An 18843-nucleotide genomic window follows, 5' to 3' on the forward strand; every position below is an offset into this window, starting at 1 on the left:
TTAAAAACTGAGAGGCGGCTTTGAGTCGTTGAAGTTTTTACCGCCCCCAATCCTTACCACTCATTTCGACCAACCGAGACGCGGCTCGTCGAAAAGAGAAGGCTAGATCATTGGCGGCCGATAATTTTGCCAGTGACGCGCCATTTAGACCCGTTGCCGACCACTCCATATCTTCACCCTCTTTGGAACGAATCATGGTCGTCGCAAAGGAGCTTGAGTTGCCCCCTTTTTCACTAACAAACAACTCTTCATTGCCATCGCTGCGTTCAATTTGCGCTGAGAAATCGACAAACAGTTCATCGAGTGGGACGTTGGCTGCCAGCACCAAGCGGGTGCGAGATTCATAACACAGGTCAATGAGGGTCAAAAATCGTCGCCCTTCGTCAAGGTGATTGACGTCTAATTGCGGAACACCGTCGATGATGAGGACCGGAAATCGGTCGCAAAGGGAAATATAATCGGACGCGCCAAGCGGCTGGTGACACAACTCGGAAAAATCAAACCAGGCGCACCGGTCATTATGTCGTTTGACCTGGACGGTGCGGCCGAAGCGTACGTCAATGACCTCGTCCTCAGTTCCCGATACAGTGCCACCAAATATATCTTTAAGCTGCGACTGAATGTTGTTATTGCCATGTACATCCTTGTTTGACCAAAAATAGGAATGACCATCTGCTCGAGTTTCGAGTCGATAATCTCTGGCGGAATCCTCCATGGAGATAATGTCGAACCTGTCTTTTAACATGTCTATGAATGGCAAAAAGAGGGATCGGTTAATGCCTCCCTCATACAATGTATCCGGGGAGCGGTTTGAGGTGGCGACCACTACGACATTCCTATCCAATAACAATGAAAACAGTCGCTTCAAAATCATGGCATCGGCAACATCGGTTACTTGAAATTCATCAAAACAGAGGAGTTGAGCTTCCTGTGCCAATTGTTGTGCAACAACAGGCATCACATCATCTAGTGGGTGCTTCTGTTTGAAGACAAATAGGCGATGGTGCACGTCTAGCATGAATTCATGAAAGTGGACGCGGCGCTTGGTAATAGAAGCCTTAACCGACGCGTAAAAGAGGTCCATTAGAAAGCTCTTGCCGACTCCGACCGGACCATGAATATAGATACCGCGCGGTGGTGGACTAAAAGACCACAAATTGAGTTTCTTTCGAAGAGAGAACTGAGCGGAGACCAAAGATCGTCCAAGTGGAAGCGGGCTGTTGCTAGTAGTACTGCTCGCTATCGATTTATCAGAACCCACAGGGACTGGCGGTAGCAAGGCAAGCGAATCATGCAGAGCATCGAGTTTTGCGGCTAGTGTGACTTGTGCCTCATCTCGTTGCACCTCCCCCGCATCCACCATTCGTTCATAGGTCTCAGTCACGGGGCCTATCGATAGGGGTTGCTGGGTGACGAAATGTTGTGCTGCCATATTCTTCCTAACCGTACTCATCATGAATCTGATCAGTAATACGGTATGGTAGGCAATATATGATCAAGTCTTTCATTGAAACCACTCATCGCGTTTCTCCTGTTTGTTAGATAGTTAAAATTTACCCCCAAGCCTCAGTAATATGAAATTAGATCTGTTTATCGGTCTGATAACCTTTTGGCTATAGTTGATAACGAGAGTTATTTGAGCTCAGCTCTGCAAAGGTCTGCAAACTGAGGCAGAACATAAATTGGCTTGTCCCCATCATAGAACTTCAGCTTTACGCCGAATTGGCGAGTCACTTCGTCGAAACTAGTCATCACCCCATGAACTAGAGGGCATGTTTTGGAGACGACAAACGTAAATTTGCTACCCCAACAGTTGTGAGGCTCACACAGACTATAAATTTCAAAAACGAAACCGCCCTCCTCTACGTACTCAACTGGATGCTCCACGGCACCGTTGTCCAGGTATTCAGCCAACCACTGATCTACACCAACCTCGCCTTCAAACAGACCGTTCCATTTCATCCGATAGTCCGGTTTGTCGATCACGTCTGTGAGATAGTCAGGCATTGGTTGTTTTAATACATCGGAGAAATCGTCACGCGTTGGGTTTTCTTCGGCTTGAACTGGAACCGCTAGCATTAACACGCTCAACACAGCTGCTATTTGATTGTTCATAGAAGAGCCCCTCTGTCCTGAGTGGATATCAGTCTCATTTATTTTTTTTGTTTCTGCTGCCCACTTGTTCACCTGCTTTGAAAGCTGCAAGTATTCCTGACAACCCCTTCTTATTTTTTGCCTCGCGAACCGCATCGATTTCAGATTGGTTCAAAGTTATGGCTGGTTTTTTGGACGTGAATTTTATGGAAACAATGAAGCCTACAGCGAAGAAGATGAACAACCCACCAAAGTGCCAAGCTTCAGAAAAACCAAGCCAACGAAGTATTTGGTATACAGGTCCGAGCCAGTCTGCGATTAAGTCCTCATCTAACATCGTTCAGACCCTCCTTTAAACCCTTGATATTTTTTTCTATTGAATCACAGATTAACTTACACCGCCAAAGCCAGGTGTTTCTTACATGGAGTACCCAAGGTTTAAGTTCGAAATTAGTTTTCACAGCAATAAAAAAGGCGACCTTAGGTCGCCTCTCTATACTGCATGCAGCCTCTTAAATTTGAGGGCCTGCAGCAATGATCTTCTCATCAACACCTTCAAATTTTTCGAAGTTGTTAACGAACTGTGCGGTCAGATCGGCACAAGCAGCATCATAATCGGCGCCGTTTGCCCAAGTATCACGTGGCACAAGTAGGTTGTCATCAACACCCTGAACGGTCACAGGCACTTCTAGGTTTAGACCAGGGATGTGCTTAGTTTCCACATCTTTAAGGTGTCCGTGTTGGATCGCTGAGATAATGCCGCGAGTCGTTGGGATGCTGAAACGCTCACCTGTACCGTAGCTACCGCCGGTCCAACCGGTATTCACTAGGTAAACTTTAGAGCCGTACTCTTCGATACGCTTGATCAGTAGTTCTGCGTACTCGCTTGGTGGACGCGGGAAGAATGGTGCACCAAAACAGGTTGAGAAGGTCGACTTGATGCCGCCGCCTGAACCCATCTCTGTAGAGCCAACCAACGCTGTGTAGCCAGATAGGAAGTGGTACGCCGCTGCCTCTTTGCTCAGGATAGAGACAGGAGGCAGTACGCCGGTTAGGTCACAGGTTAGGAATACGATGTTATCTGGCTCGTCACCCATATTAGTCGCCGAACGCTTCTCAACATGGCTCAACGGGTAGGCACAACGACCGTTCTCTGTCAGGCTGACATCGTTGTAATCCGCTTCACGACACTCGTCTAGAACAACGTTCTCGACGATTGCACCAAAACGGATTGCATCCCAGATGATCGGTTCGTTTTTCTGGCTAAGGTTGATTGTCTTAGCGTAACAACCGCCTTCTAGGTTGAAGACACCGCCTTTCGCCCAACCGTGCTCATCATCACCGATTAGGTAACGGCTTGGGTCTGCAGAAAGGGTTGTTTTACCAGTACCTGAAAGACCGAAGAAGAGCGTCGTTGAGCCATCTTCACCAATGTTCGCTGAACAGTGCATTGGTAGCACGTCTTTTTCAGGTAGAAGGAAGTTCTGTACAGAGAACATCGCTTTCTTCATTTCGCCCGCGTAACGCATACCGGCGATCAACACTTTACGTTGTGCGAAGTTCAGAATGACACAGCCATCAGAGTTGGTGCCATCACGCTCTGGCTCACACTCGAAACCAGCAGCGTTAAGAATTTGCCACTCTTCTTTACCCTTAGGGTTGTAGTCGCTTGGACGGATGAAGAGATTTTGACCAAAAAGATTTTGCCATGCAGTTTCAGTGGTCATACGCACTGCAAGGTAGTGACTTGGATCAGAACCGACATGCACTTCAGAAGTGAAAGACTCTTGCTCAGAAATGTACGCTTCAACACGCGCCCATAATGCATCAAACTTGTCTGCGTCGAATGGACGGTTGATTGGCCCCCAAGAGATGGCATCGGATGTGCTTGGCTCTTGGACGATGAAACGATCCATTGGTGAACGACCTGTACGCTTACCGGTAGTAACGACAAGTGCACCTGTGTTTGCTAGTACGCCTTCATTGCGTGCGATAGCAGCCTCAACCAACGCGGCAGGCGTCAGGTTAAGGTGATTCTCTGCGATTGACTCTTTAGTCATCAACTGATCCCTTGGGCTTTAACCCATTTGTACCTAAAAGTTACCGTCCTCAAAGAGGGCGGAACGCGGAAAATAATTTAAATAATATTATTGGTGGTTGGTTTGAAAGGTCGTGGCCAACTCTTTTTGTAGGTGCGCGATTATCTCATAGCCGGGGGCTCTAACAAACCCCCAGATCGATAACCTTTAGTGTAACGAGTCACTCTCGTTCAATGCCCCATCGTTGTGGAACAGTGCTTTAATGTCTTGCGCATCAAAATCATAGCTGCGATTACAGAAATGACAAGTTGTTGATACGACACCGTTATGCTCTTCAGCAAGGCTCAGAAGCTCCTCTTCGGTCATCGTTTGCAGAGCGGCTGCACTGCGTTGACGTGAACAGTCACACGAGAAGCTTAAAGGCTCAGGATCTGTGATACGTGCGCTCTCTTGGTGGAATAGACGATACAACAGTGTCTCGTTATCCAACTCGAGTAGCTCATCGTTTTGCAGGGTTTGCGCCAGAGTAGAGATGTGATTCCAATCCTCATCACCATTGCCAGCAGCCGGTAACACTTGCAGCATCATGCCAGCGGCACGCTGACCATCGGTGGTCAGAATCAGTTGCGTGGGTAGCTGCTCTGATTGGCGGAAATAGCCTTCGATACACTCGGCAACGCTCGCCCCTTCAAGCGGTACAATGCCTTGGTAACGCTGACCCTGTTCAGGCTCCATGGTCAGCGCCATGCGACCATTAACAAAGGAGTGATCGAAACGCTCGCCGTGCTTTAGAGTCTCTTCGTCAAAACGAGCAATCGCACGGACCTGGCCTTTATCGTTGCACTCAGCAAGAAGCAGACGCAGTCCACTGTCGCCCTGTGCTTGAAGTGACAAACGACCTTCGATCTTCAAGTTTGAACTGAGTAGCACAACCGCCGCCAACATCTCGCCCAACAGGTGGCGAATCTCATCCGGGTAGTCACCATAAGCAATCGCTTGCTGGAAACTCTCTTCAAGACCGACAACAACGCCTCGCACGTCGGCATTATCAAACAGGACGCGTTGAATTTGATCAGGTGTGCTCATCAGAAGACCTATAATAATTTAACAATTGGGGCGCGATTTTACGCGGAATTGGTGCAGGTTTCAGCTATCAATCTCGTAAATAACCTTTAACCCGCAACAACTCACGACGGCTCTTTTTATCCGGTCGTGCATCAGGCCCTGAGCCCAACTGCTTACGCATCGCTGCGTTCTCTTCGCGCTTATTGATACTGGCTTGAGTCTCAACGTAGAGTTTTTGAGCTTCTGGCGCGCCACGACGTTGATCAGAGAGTGCAACGATCTCGATCTCTTTCTCGTCGTAGCCCTGACGAATCTTAAGCTTGGCACCAATCTCAACCGCTTTACTGCACTTTGCTCTTTGCCCGTTGTAGTGCACCTTACCGCCTTCAATCATCTCTTTGGCAATGCCTCGGGTCTTGTAGAACCGGGCAGCCCAAAGCCACTTATCTAGACGGATACCGCTACTCATTCGTTTACCATTACCTCATTAAAATCATTGATCGACATAAAGTCACAATCACTCATGTCGCGTGGGGGCATCTGCAGATCAGGCTGATCAATCGTTAGCAGATGCTTGATGCCGAAATCATGTGCGGATTGTAGAACCGGTAGACTGTCATCCACCATCAATGTACGTTCAGGGTCGAAGGGTTCATGCTTCATCAGAGCCTCCCAAAAGGCTTGCGACTCTTTCGGATAGCCATAGTCGTGTGAACTGATCACACCCTGCACCTCATCCGCTAAATTGGTACGAGAGAACTTTAAATCAACCCCTGCCCGATGCGAATTGGTGACAATCAGCACACGTCGGCCACTCTGTTTGAGCCAAGCAAGAAACTCGGGCACAGAGTGGCGATAGCCAATCTTATCGGCCACCTCATGTTTTAACTCAGCAATCGGAAGCTGAAAGCGTTCGCTCCAGTAGTCAAAGCAGTACCAGTTTAATGTCCCCTGCTCCTCCATAATGTTCGACAGGATATATTTCTTAGCCTCTTCAACATCGATTTGGTGAATCTCTGCGTAACGAGCAGGCAGAAACTCAAGCCAGAAGTGTGAATCGAAGTGAAGATCCAACAGGGTGCCGTCCATATCTAAGAAGACGGTGTCTATCTCTTGCCATTGAAGCATAATCGGGGAACACTCTAGGAAACGTTATTTGGATACCAGTATGCCGATCAAACCGGAAATTTTGAAGGTCACTAAGCCAGAGAAGAGTGCACTGTTTCATGTCGAGCAGGTCGACCTTCGCTTCAGCAATGGTGAGGAGCGTCGATTTGAACGTCTGGCATCCAAGGGCCGAGGCGCCGTCATGGTGCTTGCCATCGATGCCCAACAGAACATCGTTCTGATTCGAGAGTATGCGACCGGCTTTGATGATTATGTCTTAACACTACCCAAAGGCGTGATCGATCCCGGCGAAGATGCCCTACAAGCAGCCAATCGAGAGCTTCAAGAGGAGGCTGGTTTTGCTGCCAATCAACTTCAGGTTATCCGGAATATGAGCGCGGTGCCCAACTACATGGGCAACTCACTGACGCTGGTTGTGGCGCAGGATCTTTATGAGAGTCGTTTAGAAGGTGATGAACCAGAGCCTCTGGAAGTTGTGAAATACCCACTGGCGGATATCGAGACACTGGCGATGCAGAGTGATTTTCATGAAGGCCGAGCCATTGCCGCACTGTTTCTGGTCAAGCAATGGCTTGCCGAGCAGTAGTTACTGATCCGCAGACTTACAGGCCAACGTACCAGCTGCAATAACGCCATCCACGCGCTCAGAAAAACCAGCATCAGACCGATCACTACGCAGAATGCGACCGACTTCCAAGTCGTCAAAGCGCTCGTGGACATAATCGGTTAGACAGCTGCAGCGCGCTTCAGAGGCACCTGACACCAGACAACCGTTCATAAACGGTTCGTAGGTTTTGGATCCAAAGTAGTTAACACGAACAATGTAGATGGCGCCCATAACAACGGCGATCCACAACAGAACCTTTGACATGCTTTAAGCCTTGTAAATGATCAAGATGGCCGCATTGTAATCAGAGGTGAACATAATTTCAGCTATCTTTAGTTGCAGATACGAAACAACCGAGTGATCTAAAGACATTACTTTTTGTGCCATTAATAGTCGGGCGAAAGGTGATATGATCGCATCCACTAACTTACCGCCAGGGTTTTTATGCCCTGACTAACTGAAATGATTGGAGCATAAAATGAGCTTTGAACTTCCAGCACTGCCATACGCAAAAGATGCACTAGAACCACACATCTCTGCTGAAACTCTAGAATTCCACCACGGCAAACACCACAACACTTACGTGGTTAAGCTAAACGGCCTAGTACCAGGTACTGAGTTTGAAGGTAAATCTCTAGAAGAGATCATCAAAACGGCACCAGCTGGCGGCGTATTCAACAACGCAGCACAGGTATGGAACCACACCTTCTACTGGAACTGCCTATCACCAAACGGTGGCGGTGAGCCAACAGGCGCTATTGCTGACGCGATCAACGCTCAGTGGGGCTCTTTCGACAAGTTCAAAGAAGAGCTAAACGACAAAGCGGTTAACAACTTCGGTTCTTCATGGACTTGGTTGGTTAAAAACGCTGACGGTTCTTTAGAGATCGTAAACACTAGCAACGCAGGCACGCCAATGACTAACGGTCAAACAGCGATCCTGACTGTAGACCTTTGGGAACACGCTTACTACATCGATTACCGCAACGTACGTCCAGACTACCTAAACGGTTACTGGTCACTTGTGAACTGGGACTTTGCAAACGCAAACCTAGCGGCTTAATCAGTAGCCCGTCATTGAAAAGAGAGCTTCGGCTCTCTTTTTTATTGTCTACTGCACGCCTATTTCCGGTCCCACAACACTCATCACGGTCTCAAGAATGATCGGCTGAGCGACCGCTTTAGGGTGTAGGCCATCTGACTGCATCAGATCCCAATCGGTCGCCACGCCCTCTAACAGGAATGGCACGAGTGGTGCATCAAATGTTTCAGCCAGCTGGGGGAATAGATTAAAAAAAGCGCGGGTGTATCGTGGACCATAGTTGGGCGGTAGCTGAATACCAATCACAATCAGCTTTGCACCTGACTCAGTAATCTTACTGGCCAAAGCTTCAAGATTGGTTTGAATAATATTCAGAGGAGTACCGCGTAAACCGTCATTGGCTCCTAACTCAAGCAGGACCCATTTAGGTTCGTGTAGCTCTAACAGATCGGGAAGTCGCGCCAGCCCCCCGGCTGTGGTTTCACCACTGACACTGGCATTTAATAACGTCAGACCGGAACTTTCCAAACGCTGTTCCATCAACTCTACCCAACCTTCACCCGGGGTTAATCCATAACCGGCCGAGAGGCTATCTCCCAACACCATAATATCCGCTGCCTTAACCGGCAGCGCTAACCAAAAAGCGATGAATAAGTGCAGTATGAAATTCTTTAACAAAACGACCTCGAACCTTTAAAAGCGACGTAACAAACCCAAAATTAATAATAGTCGTAAGGGTATTAGAAGACTATTGGATCATTAAGAGGACACCATGACTAGCCGCTCCGTTCTACTTGAAGCAAAACAGCTGGGAAAACAGTTTAAGACCGGAAGCGGAACACTGGATCTGTTCGTCAATCTCAACCTAACCATTAATGCCGGGGAGACGATAGCGATCATCGGTAAATCTGGCGCCGGTAAATCGACGCTACTCAGTCTGCTTGCGGGGTTGGATACGGCCACCTCTGGGACAGTCGAATTTGAAGGTAAGCCTTTAGAGTCACTGTCGGATGCAGAACGAGCAAAACTCAGAGCCGATAAAATTGCCTTTATTTTCCAATCCTTTCACCTACTGCCCGAGCTAACAGCACAGGACAACGTCGCACTACCCCTTGAGATTCGCCAGCAGCAAAACGCGGAGGCAACAGCGTCGGAATGGCTACAAAACGTCGGGCTGGGTGATCGAACTGATCACTATCCTTCACAACTCTCCGGTGGCGAGCAGCAACGCGTGGCGATAGCGCGTGCTTTTGCAGGTAACCCTGCCCTGCTCTTTGCCGATGAGCCTACCGGCAACCTCGATGAAGCGACGGGGCAGCAAATCGTTGAACAGCTCTTCTCATTAAACGAGCAACAGGGCACAACGCTGATATTGATCACTCACGACCTTGAGCTAGCAAAACGCTGTCAGCGTCGAATTCAACTGAGTAATGGGGCTATCGAGGAGCTGTCATGAGTTCTGCCATTCCCCGCATCGCAAGGCGACAGCTGTGGGTGCAACTGCGCACCATTGAGTGGCGAGTATTAATCCTTGCGGCTCTACTCGCTGTGACACTGACCAGCTTTCTATCGATCGTCAGTGATCGTTTAGAGAGTGGCCTCCTCAGGGAGAGTGCCTCAGTGCTAGGGGCCGATCTGGTCGTTCGATCCAGTCGACCCATTAATGAACAACGCACGGACCTAGCTGAAGAGCTGGGGCTAACCACCACCCGAGTGATTCAATTCCCCACCATGGTCGGTGCTGGTGACAACCTCATCCTAAGCTCAGCCAAAGTAATCTCTGATCCCTACCCGCTCAGGGGAGAGGTGATTACTGATCCACCTATGCAAGTAGCGGTACCTGAGCCTGGAACCGCATGGGCTGAAGAGCGCATTATTGATCAACTGGGTCTGTTGATTGGAGATACCCTGCAGTTCGGTTATGCCGATCTAGTGCTTACCGCCAGGTTAAAACAGTCCCCCGACAGAGGTAGCGGTTTCAACACACTCAACCCTCATCTTCTGGTCAATCAGCAAGATCTTGAGAAGAGCGCGGTACTGGGCCCAGGCTCTAGAGCCGAGTTCCGTCTACTGATCAGTGGTGACAATGATCAGCTTAAAACGTACGAGGCACGTCTAAAACCGACGCTGGAGAACCACGAGCGGATACTGTCACTGATCAATGATCAACCGGTCACCGGTAACGCTCTCGCTAACGGCCTCTCCTATGTTCGTTTGAGTTCACTGACGACCCTACTGCTCGCATCACTGACCATTCTTTTGGCACTGCGTCGCTTCGGTCATGCCCAGCAGAGTCGCAGCGCGCTCTTCTTAAGCATGGGGTTAACACCCAACGCCTTAGTAAGGCTCTATTTTTGGCAGCTCGGCATAGCCGCAACCCTTATCGCAGTGATTGGCGGGATGGCTGGCGCTCTTCTCGCTGGCCTAGCCGATATCTGGCTATCCGGTCTGCTTCCACAAGCGCTCCCTAACGCGCGGTGGACTAGTTACTTAATAGGCCCTGCGTTGGGGTATGCGATGCTACTTCTACTCGGCATGCCTCCAGCCCTGGAGCAGGCCAAGGTGCCCGTTGCACAACTACTACGAAGCGACCAGACAAACACGACTCAAAAAGCAAGCTGGGGACTCTACCTCATCAGTCTGGTACTGCTAAGCGCTGTATTACTGCTATTTTTGGCGGCGCCTGCCGCTGCTGCGGTTTTACTGATCATGCTGGGTATCAGTGGCCTGCTGTTCGGTTGGTTGGCCCAACTGATTCTGCATAGCCTCGGGCGTTTTTTAGCTAACCGTCTTGCCCTTGGGCGTTTGCTCATCATGCGTTTGCGTCAGCAACGTAAATGGCACCGATTACAAGCGGGTGTCATGGTACTGTTACTGATGTTGTTGAGCGTTATCTGGGTGGCTCGTCAGGACTTAGTCAAAGAGTGGCAAGCGCAATTCCCTGAAGACGTGCCGAACTACTTCTTAATCAATATCCAGGAGTGGCAAAAGCCAGGGGTCGATCAGTTTTTGGCAGATCGCGACATTGATACCGAACTCTATCCCATGATACGCGGGCGATTAGTGGACCTTAACGATGCACCGATCAGACCTCAGCTAAACGAAGAGCAGTTAAAGGATAACTCTCTACGCCGTGAGTTAAACCTGACCTGGCGCCAGCAACCACCGGTGCATAACCAGATCATCCAAGGTGAGTGGTGGGATTCAGACTCTAGCGAGCACCAGATCTCAATCGAGCGGGACATGCTGGAGGATCTAGGGCTTAAACTGGGTGACAAGCTCGGCTTTGACGTCGGTGGCCAACCCGTCAGTGGTGTCATCACCAGTGTGCGTGAAGTGAAGTGGGAATCTTTCCAACCCAACTTCTACGTCATTTTCTCGCCAGCAGCACTGCAATCTTATCCGGGCACATGGATCACCAGCTTTAAACTGGCCGAGGAGCGCAAAGCACAAGCGAACGAACTGCTTCGCGAATTCCCGTCGTTAACCTTGATCGATATCGATCAACTGATGAAACAGCTCGCTGGCTGGTTAGAAAGACTCGCTGAAAGCTCGGCCTTTGTGTTGATTATGACGCTGGCGACTGGCCTTATTCTGGTCACTATCACCCTGCTCCAAGCATTAGAACAGCGTAAAACTGAGGTGGCACTGCTGCAAACATTAGGGGCAAGAGCGACTGAGACCAAACAGCTTGATCTCTTGGAGTTTGGTCTTTTGGGTCTGGTGTGTGGCTCACTCGCTGTGTTCAGTGCAGAGATCACCTTGGCAGCCATGAATCAGTTTTTGTTGAAGATACCGCTCTCTGCTCACTGGGAGCTGTGGCTCACTCTGCCAATACTGGCCAGTTTCGCGTTTATTGCGATAGCCAGTCTGCTGCGTGCTCCACTTAAGATAGAGCAGTGCTATGCCATTCTTAAATCCAATGGGTAATAACAACGGCTAATTCCACTATTGGAGTAGTGTTATTTTTCATTAAAGATGTGTAGAATTCGCTCAAATTTTGATCTACATCAACAAATTTGAGGGTTTAAAACCATGGCACACGACGAAAACTTCCGTGACAAATCTGGCTGGGGCTGGATCGCAATCAACCTAGTTGCTCTTGCTTGGATCACTATGCCAGTCAGCATCGCATTGACTCAGGTTGTTCAGTGGTAAGCCACTCAACCAACAAAAAAGGAGCCTAATGGCTCCTTTTTTTGGCTGTACTTTTCCGACTTAGACAGTCAGTGTCTCAACACCCTCTGGCGTTGCCATCAGGACAAGGTCTGCAGGGCGCAGCGCAAACAGACCATTGGTGACAACACCCACCAAGTCGTTCAACTCTCGCTCTAGCCCTTTTGGATTGAGGATCTCCATATCGTGAACATCCAAGATGATGTTGCCATTATCGGTCACAAAGCCCTGGCGGTATTCAGGCTGCACACCCAGCTTCGCTAACTCACGAGCTACGTAAGAACGAGCCATCGGAATCACCTCTACCGGCAGAGGGAAAGCGCCCAATACATCAACCTGCTTAGACTGATCGACAATACAGACAAACTCTTTGGATGCTGCTGCGACAATCTTCTCGCGAGTCAACGCACCACCGCCACCTTTGACTAAGTTTAGGTGTGGATCGAACTCATCGGCGCCATCGACGTAGACCTCAATACCTGATACTGAGTTCAAATCAACCACTTCAATGCCATGTGAGCGCAGACGCTCGGCAGAAGCTTCCGAGCTGGCCACGGCCGACTCGAATGCACCTTTGTGTGCTGCCAAAGCATCAATAAAGCAGTTAGCCGTAGAGCCGGTTCCGATACCAATCACCGAATCCGCTTTTAATTTTGGCAATACATAATCCAGTGCCGCTTGTGCGACCGCCTGTTTCATTTCGTCTTGAGTCATCAATCCATCTCTAAACAGTCAATTTTCGGGTGTTTTAGCAGCCATTTGCCTGGCTATCTAGACGCAATAGCAGTGAGTCTATACCATTTGCATCCATATTTCTTAAGCAAAACAGCTCTTGATCACTATGCAGCGATACATACGAAAAATTCTCGAAGCGCGCGTTTATGACGTAGCCGTCGAAACCGCACTGGATGACGCACCTGGTTTGTCCGAGCGCACAGGTAACAAAGTCTTACTAAAACGTGAGGATGAACAACCTGTCTACTCGTTCAAAATTCGTGGTGCCTACAACCGTATGGCCCAGCTGACCGATGAAGAGAAGGCGCGCGGTGTTATTACTGCATCGGCCGGCAACCACGCTCAAGGCGTTGCAAATGCGGCTAAATACCTTGGTATTAAAGCGACCATTGTCATGCCCAAAACTACGCCAGACGTGAAAGTCACCAACGTGCGTCGCTTGGGCGGAAAAGCGGTTCTGCACGGTGATGCCTTTGACGATGCGCGCCAGCATGCTGCCAAACTAGAGCAAGAGAAAGGCTTAACGTACATCCCGCCCTACGATGACCCCGATGTCATTGCAGGACAGGGTACCGTTGCGATGGAGATGTTGCGCCAGCATACTGGCCCCATCGAGGCGATCTTTGTACCGGTCGGCGGTGGCGGCTTAATTGCCGGCGTGGCGGCTTACGTAAAATACCTTCGACCCGAGACCAAGATCATTGGCGTTGAATCGGATGAGTCCGCGTGTCTTGCACTGGCTATGGAGAAGGGTCGTCGTGCCACACTGCCACAAGTTGGCATCTTTGCGGACGGTGTCGCCGTAGCTCAGATCGGTAAGCACACTTGGGAAATATGTAAAGATCATGTCGATGAAGTGATCACCGTCAGCGTGGATGAGATCTGTGCGGCCATTAAAGATATCTTTGACGATACCCGTGCGGTGTCAGAACCCGCAGGTGCCCTAGCGGTTGCCGGCCTCAAACGCTATGTCGAGCGCGAGCAGTGCACCGGCAAAAATCTAATCGCCATCAACTCAGGGGCCAACGTAAACTTTGATCGTCTGCGTCATGTTGCTGAGCGTTCAGAGATCGGTGAAAAACGTGAGTTATTAATAGCGGCCAAAATCCCAGAGCGACCAGGTGCCTTTAAGCAGTTCTGTAAAACGCTGGGGAATCGCAACATCACTGAGTTCAACTACCGCTATAGCGACAGCGATGCGGCCGTGGTGTTTGCCGGTGTTCAAATCCGAAAAAACAACGATGGTCGCGAAGAGTTACTGGCCGAACTTAACGACGCATTAGATGAAGTGACAGACCTTACCGATAACGAGGTGGCAAAAAGTCATATTCGCTATATGGTTGGCGGTCACAAGCCTGATGCCTGTGGTGACGAAGCGCTCTTCCGCTTTGAATTTCCAGAGCGTCCAGGCGCGTTGATGAAGTTCCTAAATACTCTGGGTGGGCGTTGGAATATCTCAATGTTCCATTACCGCAACCACGGTGCTGCCTATGGACGCGTTTTAGTGGGTATGGAAGTGCCTAAGAAAGAGCGTTCTGAAGTGCGTAAGTATTTAGACGAGTTGGGCTACACCTGGTTTGAAGAGACCACCAACCCAGCCTACCAGCTCTTCCTAGGTTAACCGAAAAACATCAGTGGTGTTCCGGTGTCTCGGGTGAGACGTCGAACACCTCTTTGGTTAGCGCTTTCATTCCGTAGACCAGCAACGAAACGGTTCCCCACGTTAGACCCAGTACAACACCGGCATCGACAATGCCGCGCCAAGGTTGCGGGATAGAGTGCACCACAATAATCAACACAATGATAAAAGTGGTCAGTGAATAGCTGACGATTTTGCGCTTCTTAGTGGTATGAAAGAACCCCATGCAAAAGAGCGGTGCGAGTACCAAACGCGCAGGCGTCACATGGTGACGAAGGTATCGCGCTCGAGCAGCGGCACGAGGTGAAAAGTTTTGCTGGAAGCCGCGATATCCCTCGGCAAAGCCCATAAAGACCAACGAGAAAGCCAGTGCCACCCAATGGCCAAAACTCAATTCAGCAAACGGAAGTTCCAAAGCCATAGGTGCTAAGCGATAGATTGCACTGCTCAACAGAGCAACAACGCCAACAATACCCCAAACAGCTGCAATTGAACCCAACATAGAGAGTCGCCTTATATTCAAACAAGCGGGCAAGTATAACGAATAGTCTGGTCCTGACAACCGGGTGCGTTATTTGTAGTCCGCTTTATCAAGACCGTACTTACGCATTTTGTCAGATAGGGTTTTTCTGGGTAGACCTAAGGCCGCCAGCGTCTCTTTGATTGAGCCAGCATGACGCGCCAATTCGGTTTGAATCAACGTTTTCTCAAAGTACTCAACGCGATCAGGCAAGCTCATTACGGTGTTCTGATTACTCTCCAACTCGCCCGCTTCCCCGCAATTGAGCTCACCGAGTAGCACAAAACGCTCCGCCACATTGCGCAGTTCGCGCACGTTACCTGGCCAATCATAGGCGACAAGTTGCTGAATCTGCTCCGGTGTTAGCGGTTCGACTTCACGGCCAAACTGACCTGAGGCGACCAGAGCAAAGTGTTTAAACAGCAGTGGAATATCCTCACGCCGTTCCCGTAAGGCGGGTAGATCGACTCGAACGACATTGAGTCGATAGTAGAGATCCTCTCGGAAATCGCCCTGGTCGGCAGCCTCACGCAGGTCCACTTTAGAGGCGGCGATGACTCTTAAGTCCAGTGAAATAGGGTCGTTCGAACCTAAACGCTCAATGACACGCTCTTCCAACACACGCAGCAGTTTAATCTGCAAAGAGATCGACATGCTTTCGATCTCATCTAAGAACAGTGTTCCACCTTGAGCATGCTCTAACTTACCAATTCGACGATTTTTGGCGTCGGTAAAGGCGCCCGCCTCATGGCCAAAGAGTTCACTCTCAATTAGGTTTTCAGGAACCGCCCCACAGTTAATGGCGACAAAGTTGGCCCCGCGACGGCTGCTGTTTTCATGGATATAGCGAGCTAGCAGATCTTTACCCGCTCCGGTCTCACCGTGAATCAAAATATCCGCAGGGGTATCAGCAACCGCTCGAACAATATTACGCAGCTGTTGAATGCGCGGACTGGCGCCAATTAAACGAGGGCCTGCCGCGTTGTGAGTGGCTAGTTCCTCTTTAAGCGCTCGGTTTTCGAGAGTTAACGAGCGCTTTTCGATCGCACGACGTACGACATCAATCAGCAGCTCAGAGGCAAAGGGTTTTTCAATGAAATCGTAGGCGCCATCACGGATCGCCGTTACCGCCATAGAGATGTCGCCATGACCGGTAATAATGATGACCGGAATATCAGAATCGATGGCTTTGATCTTAGCCTGTAGCTCTAAACCGGTCATACCCGGCATGTTGATATCGGTGACGACAATCCCCGACCAACCTGAACTGATGATACCCAACGCCTTTTCAGCACGATCACAGGTCACCACAGAGTAACCTTCAAGCTCCAGCGTTTGCCCAGCCGAATCCAAGATGTAGGCGTCATCATCTACCAGTAATACTTGAATCTCGTCAGCTCTAGACTCTGTCACTCGGACTCCTTAGTTGCTTGTGCACTGGGTGGTTGAGCCCTATTTAGAAGAATACGAAACTCGGCGCCACCCTCGGGTAAGTTGTGGGCGCTAAGCATACCACCAAGCGACTCGACAATCCGCTGCGAAATAGAGAGACCAAGCCCCAAACCAAGCCCCTGCTCTTTTGTGGTAAAAAATGGTGTAAAGATCTGCTCTAACGCCTCATCACTTAAACCGGGTCCGGTATCGCATACAGAGATGGCGATCTGCTCCCCGAGAAACTCTGTACGAATCTGAATCTGCTTATCTTCACTCTGCTCCATCGCTTGAGCAGCGTTGTTGATCAGATTCACCATCACCTGCTCCATACGCAGAAGATCCGCTTTCAACCAAATTTGATCCGAGTTATCGGGCCAGGTGATCTCAACATTTTGACGCTCTAACTGCCCGTAAAGGATAGACATAGCCCCATCGCGCAGATCACGCAGCGACACACTACTCTGTTGCGGATCTTGCTTACGCGAGAACTCTTTCAGGGGGTGCAGTATGTTGGCCATTCGCTGCGTCAGATTGGCAATCTGCTGCAGATTGCTCGTGACTCGTTCTGCATTATTCAGTGTCTGAAACTTCAAGGCGTTATCGGCGTAATTGCGAATTGCCGTCAGTGGTTGATTCAACTCGTGGTTTATACCGGCTGACATCTGACCAATGGTCGCCAACTTAGCCGCCTGTACCAACTCGTTCTGAGTTAACTGGTGATTTTCGATCTCGGACAATAGCTTTTTGTTGGCGGCCTGAAGGTCCTGAGTACGCTCTGCAACACGACGTTCAAGCTCATTTTGTGCACGCTGTAAGGCCTGTAAATGCTCGCGACGTTCGGTGATATCAACCAAGGTGACAATCAGGTGATAACGGCCACTCTGCTCCATGTTACTGAGGGTCAGTTCAACCGGGATAACGCTACCATTAGCGTTGAGGCAATCCACCTCCAGCTTCAGATGCTGTTCACGGGTTGCGACCTCTAACTCAATATAGCGCTTCAGTAGTAACTGATCCTGCGGCGACAGTAGCTCATGAAACGGCTTGCCGATGATCTGATCCAAGCGATACCCCAGCAGTCTCTCCAGCACCGGATTAAAGTACTCAATCTTACCTTCTGTATCGATCAGAGAGAGGCCAACCTGAGTATTATTAATCACGCCTTCAATGCGCGCTTCCTGCTCTTTTCGAACTCGGCTTTCACGCTCAGTATAGCGCTGACGCTCAATGCGAATGCGGCGTCGCTGAAAGGCCACAAGACTGGCCAGAACGATCAACACACCCAGTATCGTGGTAATCAACTGCACCACCAATACGCGATCTTCAACCGTTTGCAGATTGGCGAGATGGCGAACGGTCAGACCAGTGTTAGAGATCTGGTCCGCCAACAGCAGATACTGTCGTGTGTCGAGCTCGGCCGATGCTGCAGGGTTGTCACTCTCATTGTGCAGCACAGTAATGATCTCAAACTGCTCATCCTCCACACTGCGTTTAGCAATATTCAAAGAATTAAGCGGCTGATCACCGTATCGAAGACTTTCGGCTATCCGCTTCATCTGCTCATCTGACAGCGGGCTGAGTGTCTTAAACATCCAATCTGGCTCGGTACTGATAACGATAACGCCATCCTCATCTGACACCATCACTTCGGTGGCCGGGTTGTTCCAGCGCTCTTCGATCTGATCCAAGTCGATCTTAACGACGACAACCCCAATGATTTCACCATTGCGGTGCATCGGGTGACTGAAGTAGTAGCCCCGTTTATTCGTCGTACTGCCCAAAGCAAAATAGCGCCCCGACTGCCCTTTCATGGCATCGGTGAAATAGGGCCTAAATGAGAAGTTCCGCCCAATAAAACTGGTCTCTTTAAACCAGTTGCTGGAGGCTCTGGTGTAGCCCGCACTGTCCATCACATAGATATCCAATGCATTGACCAGATCAACGGCTCGTTGCAGATAGAGATTCGCCTGCCCAACACGCTCCTCTTCGGCGCCAGTGACCGCATCAGCCAGTAATTCATGATCGGCTAACAGTTCGGGCAAGCTACGAAAACGATCCAGTCTCTGCTCCACTGACACTCGGTAACGATCAAGCTCACTGGAGGCCTGCTGATGCAGCTCCTCTAATGCCTGTTGACGGGTAAACAGGGTCAAGTAGATCAAAGAGACGACAAACAGCGTAAGCACACCTAGAATCACTTCGGGTCGGAAAGGTAAGAACTGTTTGGGCGTATAACGCTCGGGCATCGACTATCCTGTATAGGCGTTTTAAATAAACAGATATCGATTTTTCCACCTTGCAGGGCATCCCACAACCCCGATGTTGAATATGAAATTAAATCGTCTGCAATCCTCGTGGTTTCTG

Annotated in this window: 19 protein-coding genes; 6 read left to right on the top strand and 13 right to left on the bottom strand. The window is 49.8% G+C overall.

Features of this window, described 5'->3' with window-relative positions:
• Positions 1-37: 37 nt before the first annotated feature.
• From zapE to yrfG, 7 genes are all read right to left on the bottom strand, one after another.
• Positions 38-1432 (bottom strand): cell division protein ZapE, encoded by a 1395-nt coding sequence (zapE, locus tag XMA127_RS09930; protein WP_217362096.1) that lies wholly within the window; start codon positions 1430-1432, stop codon positions 38-40.
• Between the two features lie 200 nt (positions 1433-1632).
• Positions 1633-2115, bottom strand: a complete 483-nt coding sequence (locus XMA127_RS09935; protein WP_173481750.1) for an Ivy family c-type lysozyme inhibitor — start codon at positions 2113-2115, stop codon at positions 1633-1635.
• Between the two features lie 34 nt (positions 2116-2149).
• The gene (locus XMA127_RS09940) at positions 2150-2431 is read right to left on the bottom strand and encodes a hypothetical protein (RefSeq protein WP_173481749.1); all 282 of its coding nucleotides are present in this window, start codon (positions 2429-2431) and stop codon (positions 2150-2152) included.
• Positions 2432-2606: 175 nt separating this feature from the next.
• Positions 2607-4154: a phosphoenolpyruvate carboxykinase gene (locus tag XMA127_RS09945; RefSeq protein WP_173481748.1), complete on the bottom strand. Its 1548-nt coding sequence runs from the start codon at positions 4152-4154 to the stop codon at positions 2607-2609.
• A 186-nt stretch (positions 4155-4340) separates the two neighbouring features.
• Positions 4341-5219, bottom strand: coding sequence for an Hsp33 family molecular chaperone HslO (gene hslO, locus XMA127_RS09950; protein ID WP_173481747.1), 879 nt, complete (start codon positions 5217-5219; stop codon positions 4341-4343).
• A 67-nt stretch (positions 5220-5286) separates the two neighbouring features.
• On the bottom strand, positions 5287-5667 hold the full coding sequence (hslR, locus tag XMA127_RS09955; protein WP_173481746.1) for a ribosome-associated heat shock protein Hsp15: 381 nt from the start codon (positions 5665-5667) through the stop codon (positions 5287-5289).
• Positions 5664-6326, bottom strand: coding sequence for a GMP/IMP nucleotidase (gene yrfG / locus XMA127_RS09960; RefSeq protein WP_173499164.1), 663 nt, complete (start codon positions 6324-6326; stop codon positions 5664-5666). The genes hslR and yrfG overlap by 4 nt, the downstream gene beginning before the upstream one ends.
• 40 nt (positions 6327-6366) lie before the next feature.
• Between yrfG and nudE the strand changes: the two genes are divergently transcribed.
• Positions 6367-6912, top strand: coding sequence for an ADP compounds hydrolase NudE (gene nudE, locus XMA127_RS09965; protein WP_173481744.1), 546 nt, complete (start codon positions 6367-6369; stop codon positions 6910-6912).
• Here nudE and XMA127_RS09970 read toward each other — a convergent pair whose 3' ends face one another.
• Entirely contained in the window at positions 6913-7197 is a 285-nt protein-coding gene (locus XMA127_RS09970; protein ID WP_173499165.1) for a hypothetical protein, read from the bottom strand.
• Positions 7198-7411: 214 nt separating this feature from the next.
• Here XMA127_RS09970 and XMA127_RS09975 point away from each other — a divergent pair, with 214 nt between their 5' ends.
• Complete coding sequence (locus XMA127_RS09975; protein WP_173481742.1) at positions 7412-7996, top strand: superoxide dismutase; 585 nt, start codon at positions 7412-7414, stop codon at positions 7994-7996.
• 48 nt (positions 7997-8044) lie between these two features.
• On the opposite strand, the gene XMA127_RS09980 is transcribed toward XMA127_RS09975, so the two are convergent.
• Positions 8045-8653 (bottom strand): arylesterase, encoded by a 609-nt coding sequence (locus tag XMA127_RS09980; protein ID WP_254443080.1) that lies wholly within the window; start codon positions 8651-8653, stop codon positions 8045-8047.
• 94 nt (positions 8654-8747) lie between these two features.
• On the opposite strand from XMA127_RS09980, the gene XMA127_RS09985 reads away from it, so the two are divergent.
• The 3 genes from XMA127_RS09985 (at position 8748) to XMA127_RS11980 (ending at position 12133) form a co-directional block, all read left to right on the top strand.
• Positions 8748-9431, top strand: coding sequence for an ABC transporter ATP-binding protein (locus tag XMA127_RS09985; RefSeq protein ID WP_173482562.1), 684 nt, complete (start codon positions 8748-8750; stop codon positions 9429-9431).
• Positions 9428-11905 carry an ABC transporter permease gene (locus XMA127_RS09990; RefSeq protein ID WP_173482563.1) on the top strand — a complete coding sequence of 826 codons (2478 nt, stop codon included), beginning with the start codon at positions 9428-9430 and terminating at the stop codon, positions 11903-11905. The genes XMA127_RS09985 and XMA127_RS09990 overlap by 4 nt, the downstream gene beginning before the upstream one ends.
• Before the next feature lie 105 nt (positions 11906-12010).
• Complete coding sequence (locus XMA127_RS11980; RefSeq protein ID WP_256368141.1) at positions 12011-12133, top strand: hypothetical protein; 123 nt, start codon at positions 12011-12013, stop codon at positions 12131-12133.
• Positions 12134-12193: 60 nt separating this feature from the next.
• On the opposite strand, the gene rpiA is transcribed toward XMA127_RS11980, so the two are convergent.
• Positions 12194-12865 carry a ribose-5-phosphate isomerase RpiA gene (rpiA, locus tag XMA127_RS09995; protein WP_173482564.1) on the bottom strand — a complete coding sequence of 224 codons (672 nt, stop codon included), beginning with the start codon at positions 12863-12865 and terminating at the stop codon, positions 12194-12196.
• A gap of 127 nt (positions 12866-12992) precedes the next feature.
• Here rpiA and ilvA point away from each other — a divergent pair, with 127 nt between their 5' ends.
• Positions 12993-14507, top strand: a complete 1515-nt coding sequence (gene ilvA, locus XMA127_RS10000) for a threonine ammonia-lyase, biosynthetic (protein WP_173481738.1) — start codon at positions 12993-12995, stop codon at positions 14505-14507.
• 10 nt (positions 14508-14517) lie between these two features.
• Here ilvA and XMA127_RS10005 read toward each other — a convergent pair whose 3' ends face one another.
• The 3 genes from XMA127_RS10005 to XMA127_RS10015 form a co-directional block, all read right to left on the bottom strand.
• Positions 14518-15027, bottom strand: coding sequence for a hypothetical protein (locus XMA127_RS10005; protein ID WP_173499166.1), 510 nt, complete (start codon positions 15025-15027; stop codon positions 14518-14520).
• A gap of 69 nt (positions 15028-15096) precedes the next feature.
• The gene (locus XMA127_RS10010) at positions 15097-16458 is read right to left on the bottom strand and encodes a sigma-54 dependent transcriptional regulator (RefSeq protein ID WP_173488788.1); all 1362 of its coding nucleotides are present in this window, start codon (positions 16456-16458) and stop codon (positions 15097-15099) included.
• Entirely contained in the window at positions 16455-18725 is a 2271-nt protein-coding gene (locus tag XMA127_RS10015; protein WP_173499167.1) for an ATP-binding protein, read from the bottom strand. The genes XMA127_RS10010 and XMA127_RS10015 overlap by 4 nt, the downstream gene beginning before the upstream one ends.
• Positions 18726-18843: the final 118 nt, after the last annotated feature.

The organism is Marinobacterium sp. xm-a-127 (assembly GCF_013283425.1).
Classification (GTDB): Bacteria; Pseudomonadota; Gammaproteobacteria; order Pseudomonadales; family Balneatricaceae; genus Marinobacterium_E.

Bases quoted from the DNA above. Each gene is read 5' to 3' on its own strand.
- zapE (WP_217362096.1), bottom strand. From the start codon at position 1,432: ATGGCAGCACAACATTTCGTCACCCAGCAACCCCTATCGATAGGCCCC.
- XMA127_RS09935 (WP_173481750.1), bottom strand. From the start codon at position 2,115: ATGAACAATCAAATAGCAGCTGTGTTGAGCGTGTTAATGCTAGCGGTT.
- XMA127_RS09940 (WP_173481749.1), bottom strand. From the start codon at position 2,431: ATGTTAGATGAGGACTTAATCGCAGACTGGCTCGGACCTGTATACCAA.
- XMA127_RS09945 (WP_173481748.1), bottom strand. From the start codon at position 4,154: ATGACTAAAGAGTCAATCGCAGAGAATCACCTTAACCTGACGCCTGCC.
- hslO (WP_173481747.1), bottom strand. From the start codon at position 5,219: ATGAGCACACCTGATCAAATTCAACGCGTCCTGTTTGATAATGCCGAC.
- hslR (WP_173481746.1), bottom strand. From the start codon at position 5,667: ATGAGTAGCGGTATCCGTCTAGATAAGTGGCTTTGGGCTGCCCGGTTC.
- yrfG (WP_173499164.1), bottom strand. From the start codon at position 6,326: ATGCTTCAATGGCAAGAGATAGACACCGTCTTCTTAGATATGGACGGC.
- nudE (WP_173481744.1), top strand. From the start codon at position 6,367: ATGCCGATCAAACCGGAAATTTTGAAGGTCACTAAGCCAGAGAAGAGT.
- XMA127_RS09970 (WP_173499165.1), bottom strand. From the start codon at position 7,197: ATGTCAAAGGTTCTGTTGTGGATCGCCGTTGTTATGGGCGCCATCTAC.
- XMA127_RS09975 (WP_173481742.1), top strand. From the start codon at position 7,412: ATGAGCTTTGAACTTCCAGCACTGCCATACGCAAAAGATGCACTAGAA.
- XMA127_RS09985 (WP_173482562.1), top strand. From the start codon at position 8,748: ATGACTAGCCGCTCCGTTCTACTTGAAGCAAAACAGCTGGGAAAACAG.
- XMA127_RS09990 (WP_173482563.1), top strand. From the start codon at position 9,428: ATGAGTTCTGCCATTCCCCGCATCGCAAGGCGACAGCTGTGGGTGCAA.
- XMA127_RS11980 (WP_256368141.1), top strand. From the start codon at position 12,011: ATGGCACACGACGAAAACTTCCGTGACAAATCTGGCTGGGGCTGGATC.
- rpiA (WP_173482564.1), bottom strand. From the start codon at position 12,865: ATGACTCAAGACGAAATGAAACAGGCGGTCGCACAAGCGGCACTGGAT.
- ilvA (WP_173481738.1), top strand. From the start codon at position 12,993: ATGCAGCGATACATACGAAAAATTCTCGAAGCGCGCGTTTATGACGTA.
- XMA127_RS10005 (WP_173499166.1), bottom strand. From the start codon at position 15,027: ATGTTGGGTTCAATTGCAGCTGTTTGGGGTATTGTTGGCGTTGTTGCT.
- XMA127_RS10015 (WP_173499167.1), bottom strand. From the start codon at position 18,725: ATGCCCGAGCGTTATACGCCCAAACAGTTCTTACCTTTCCGACCCGAA.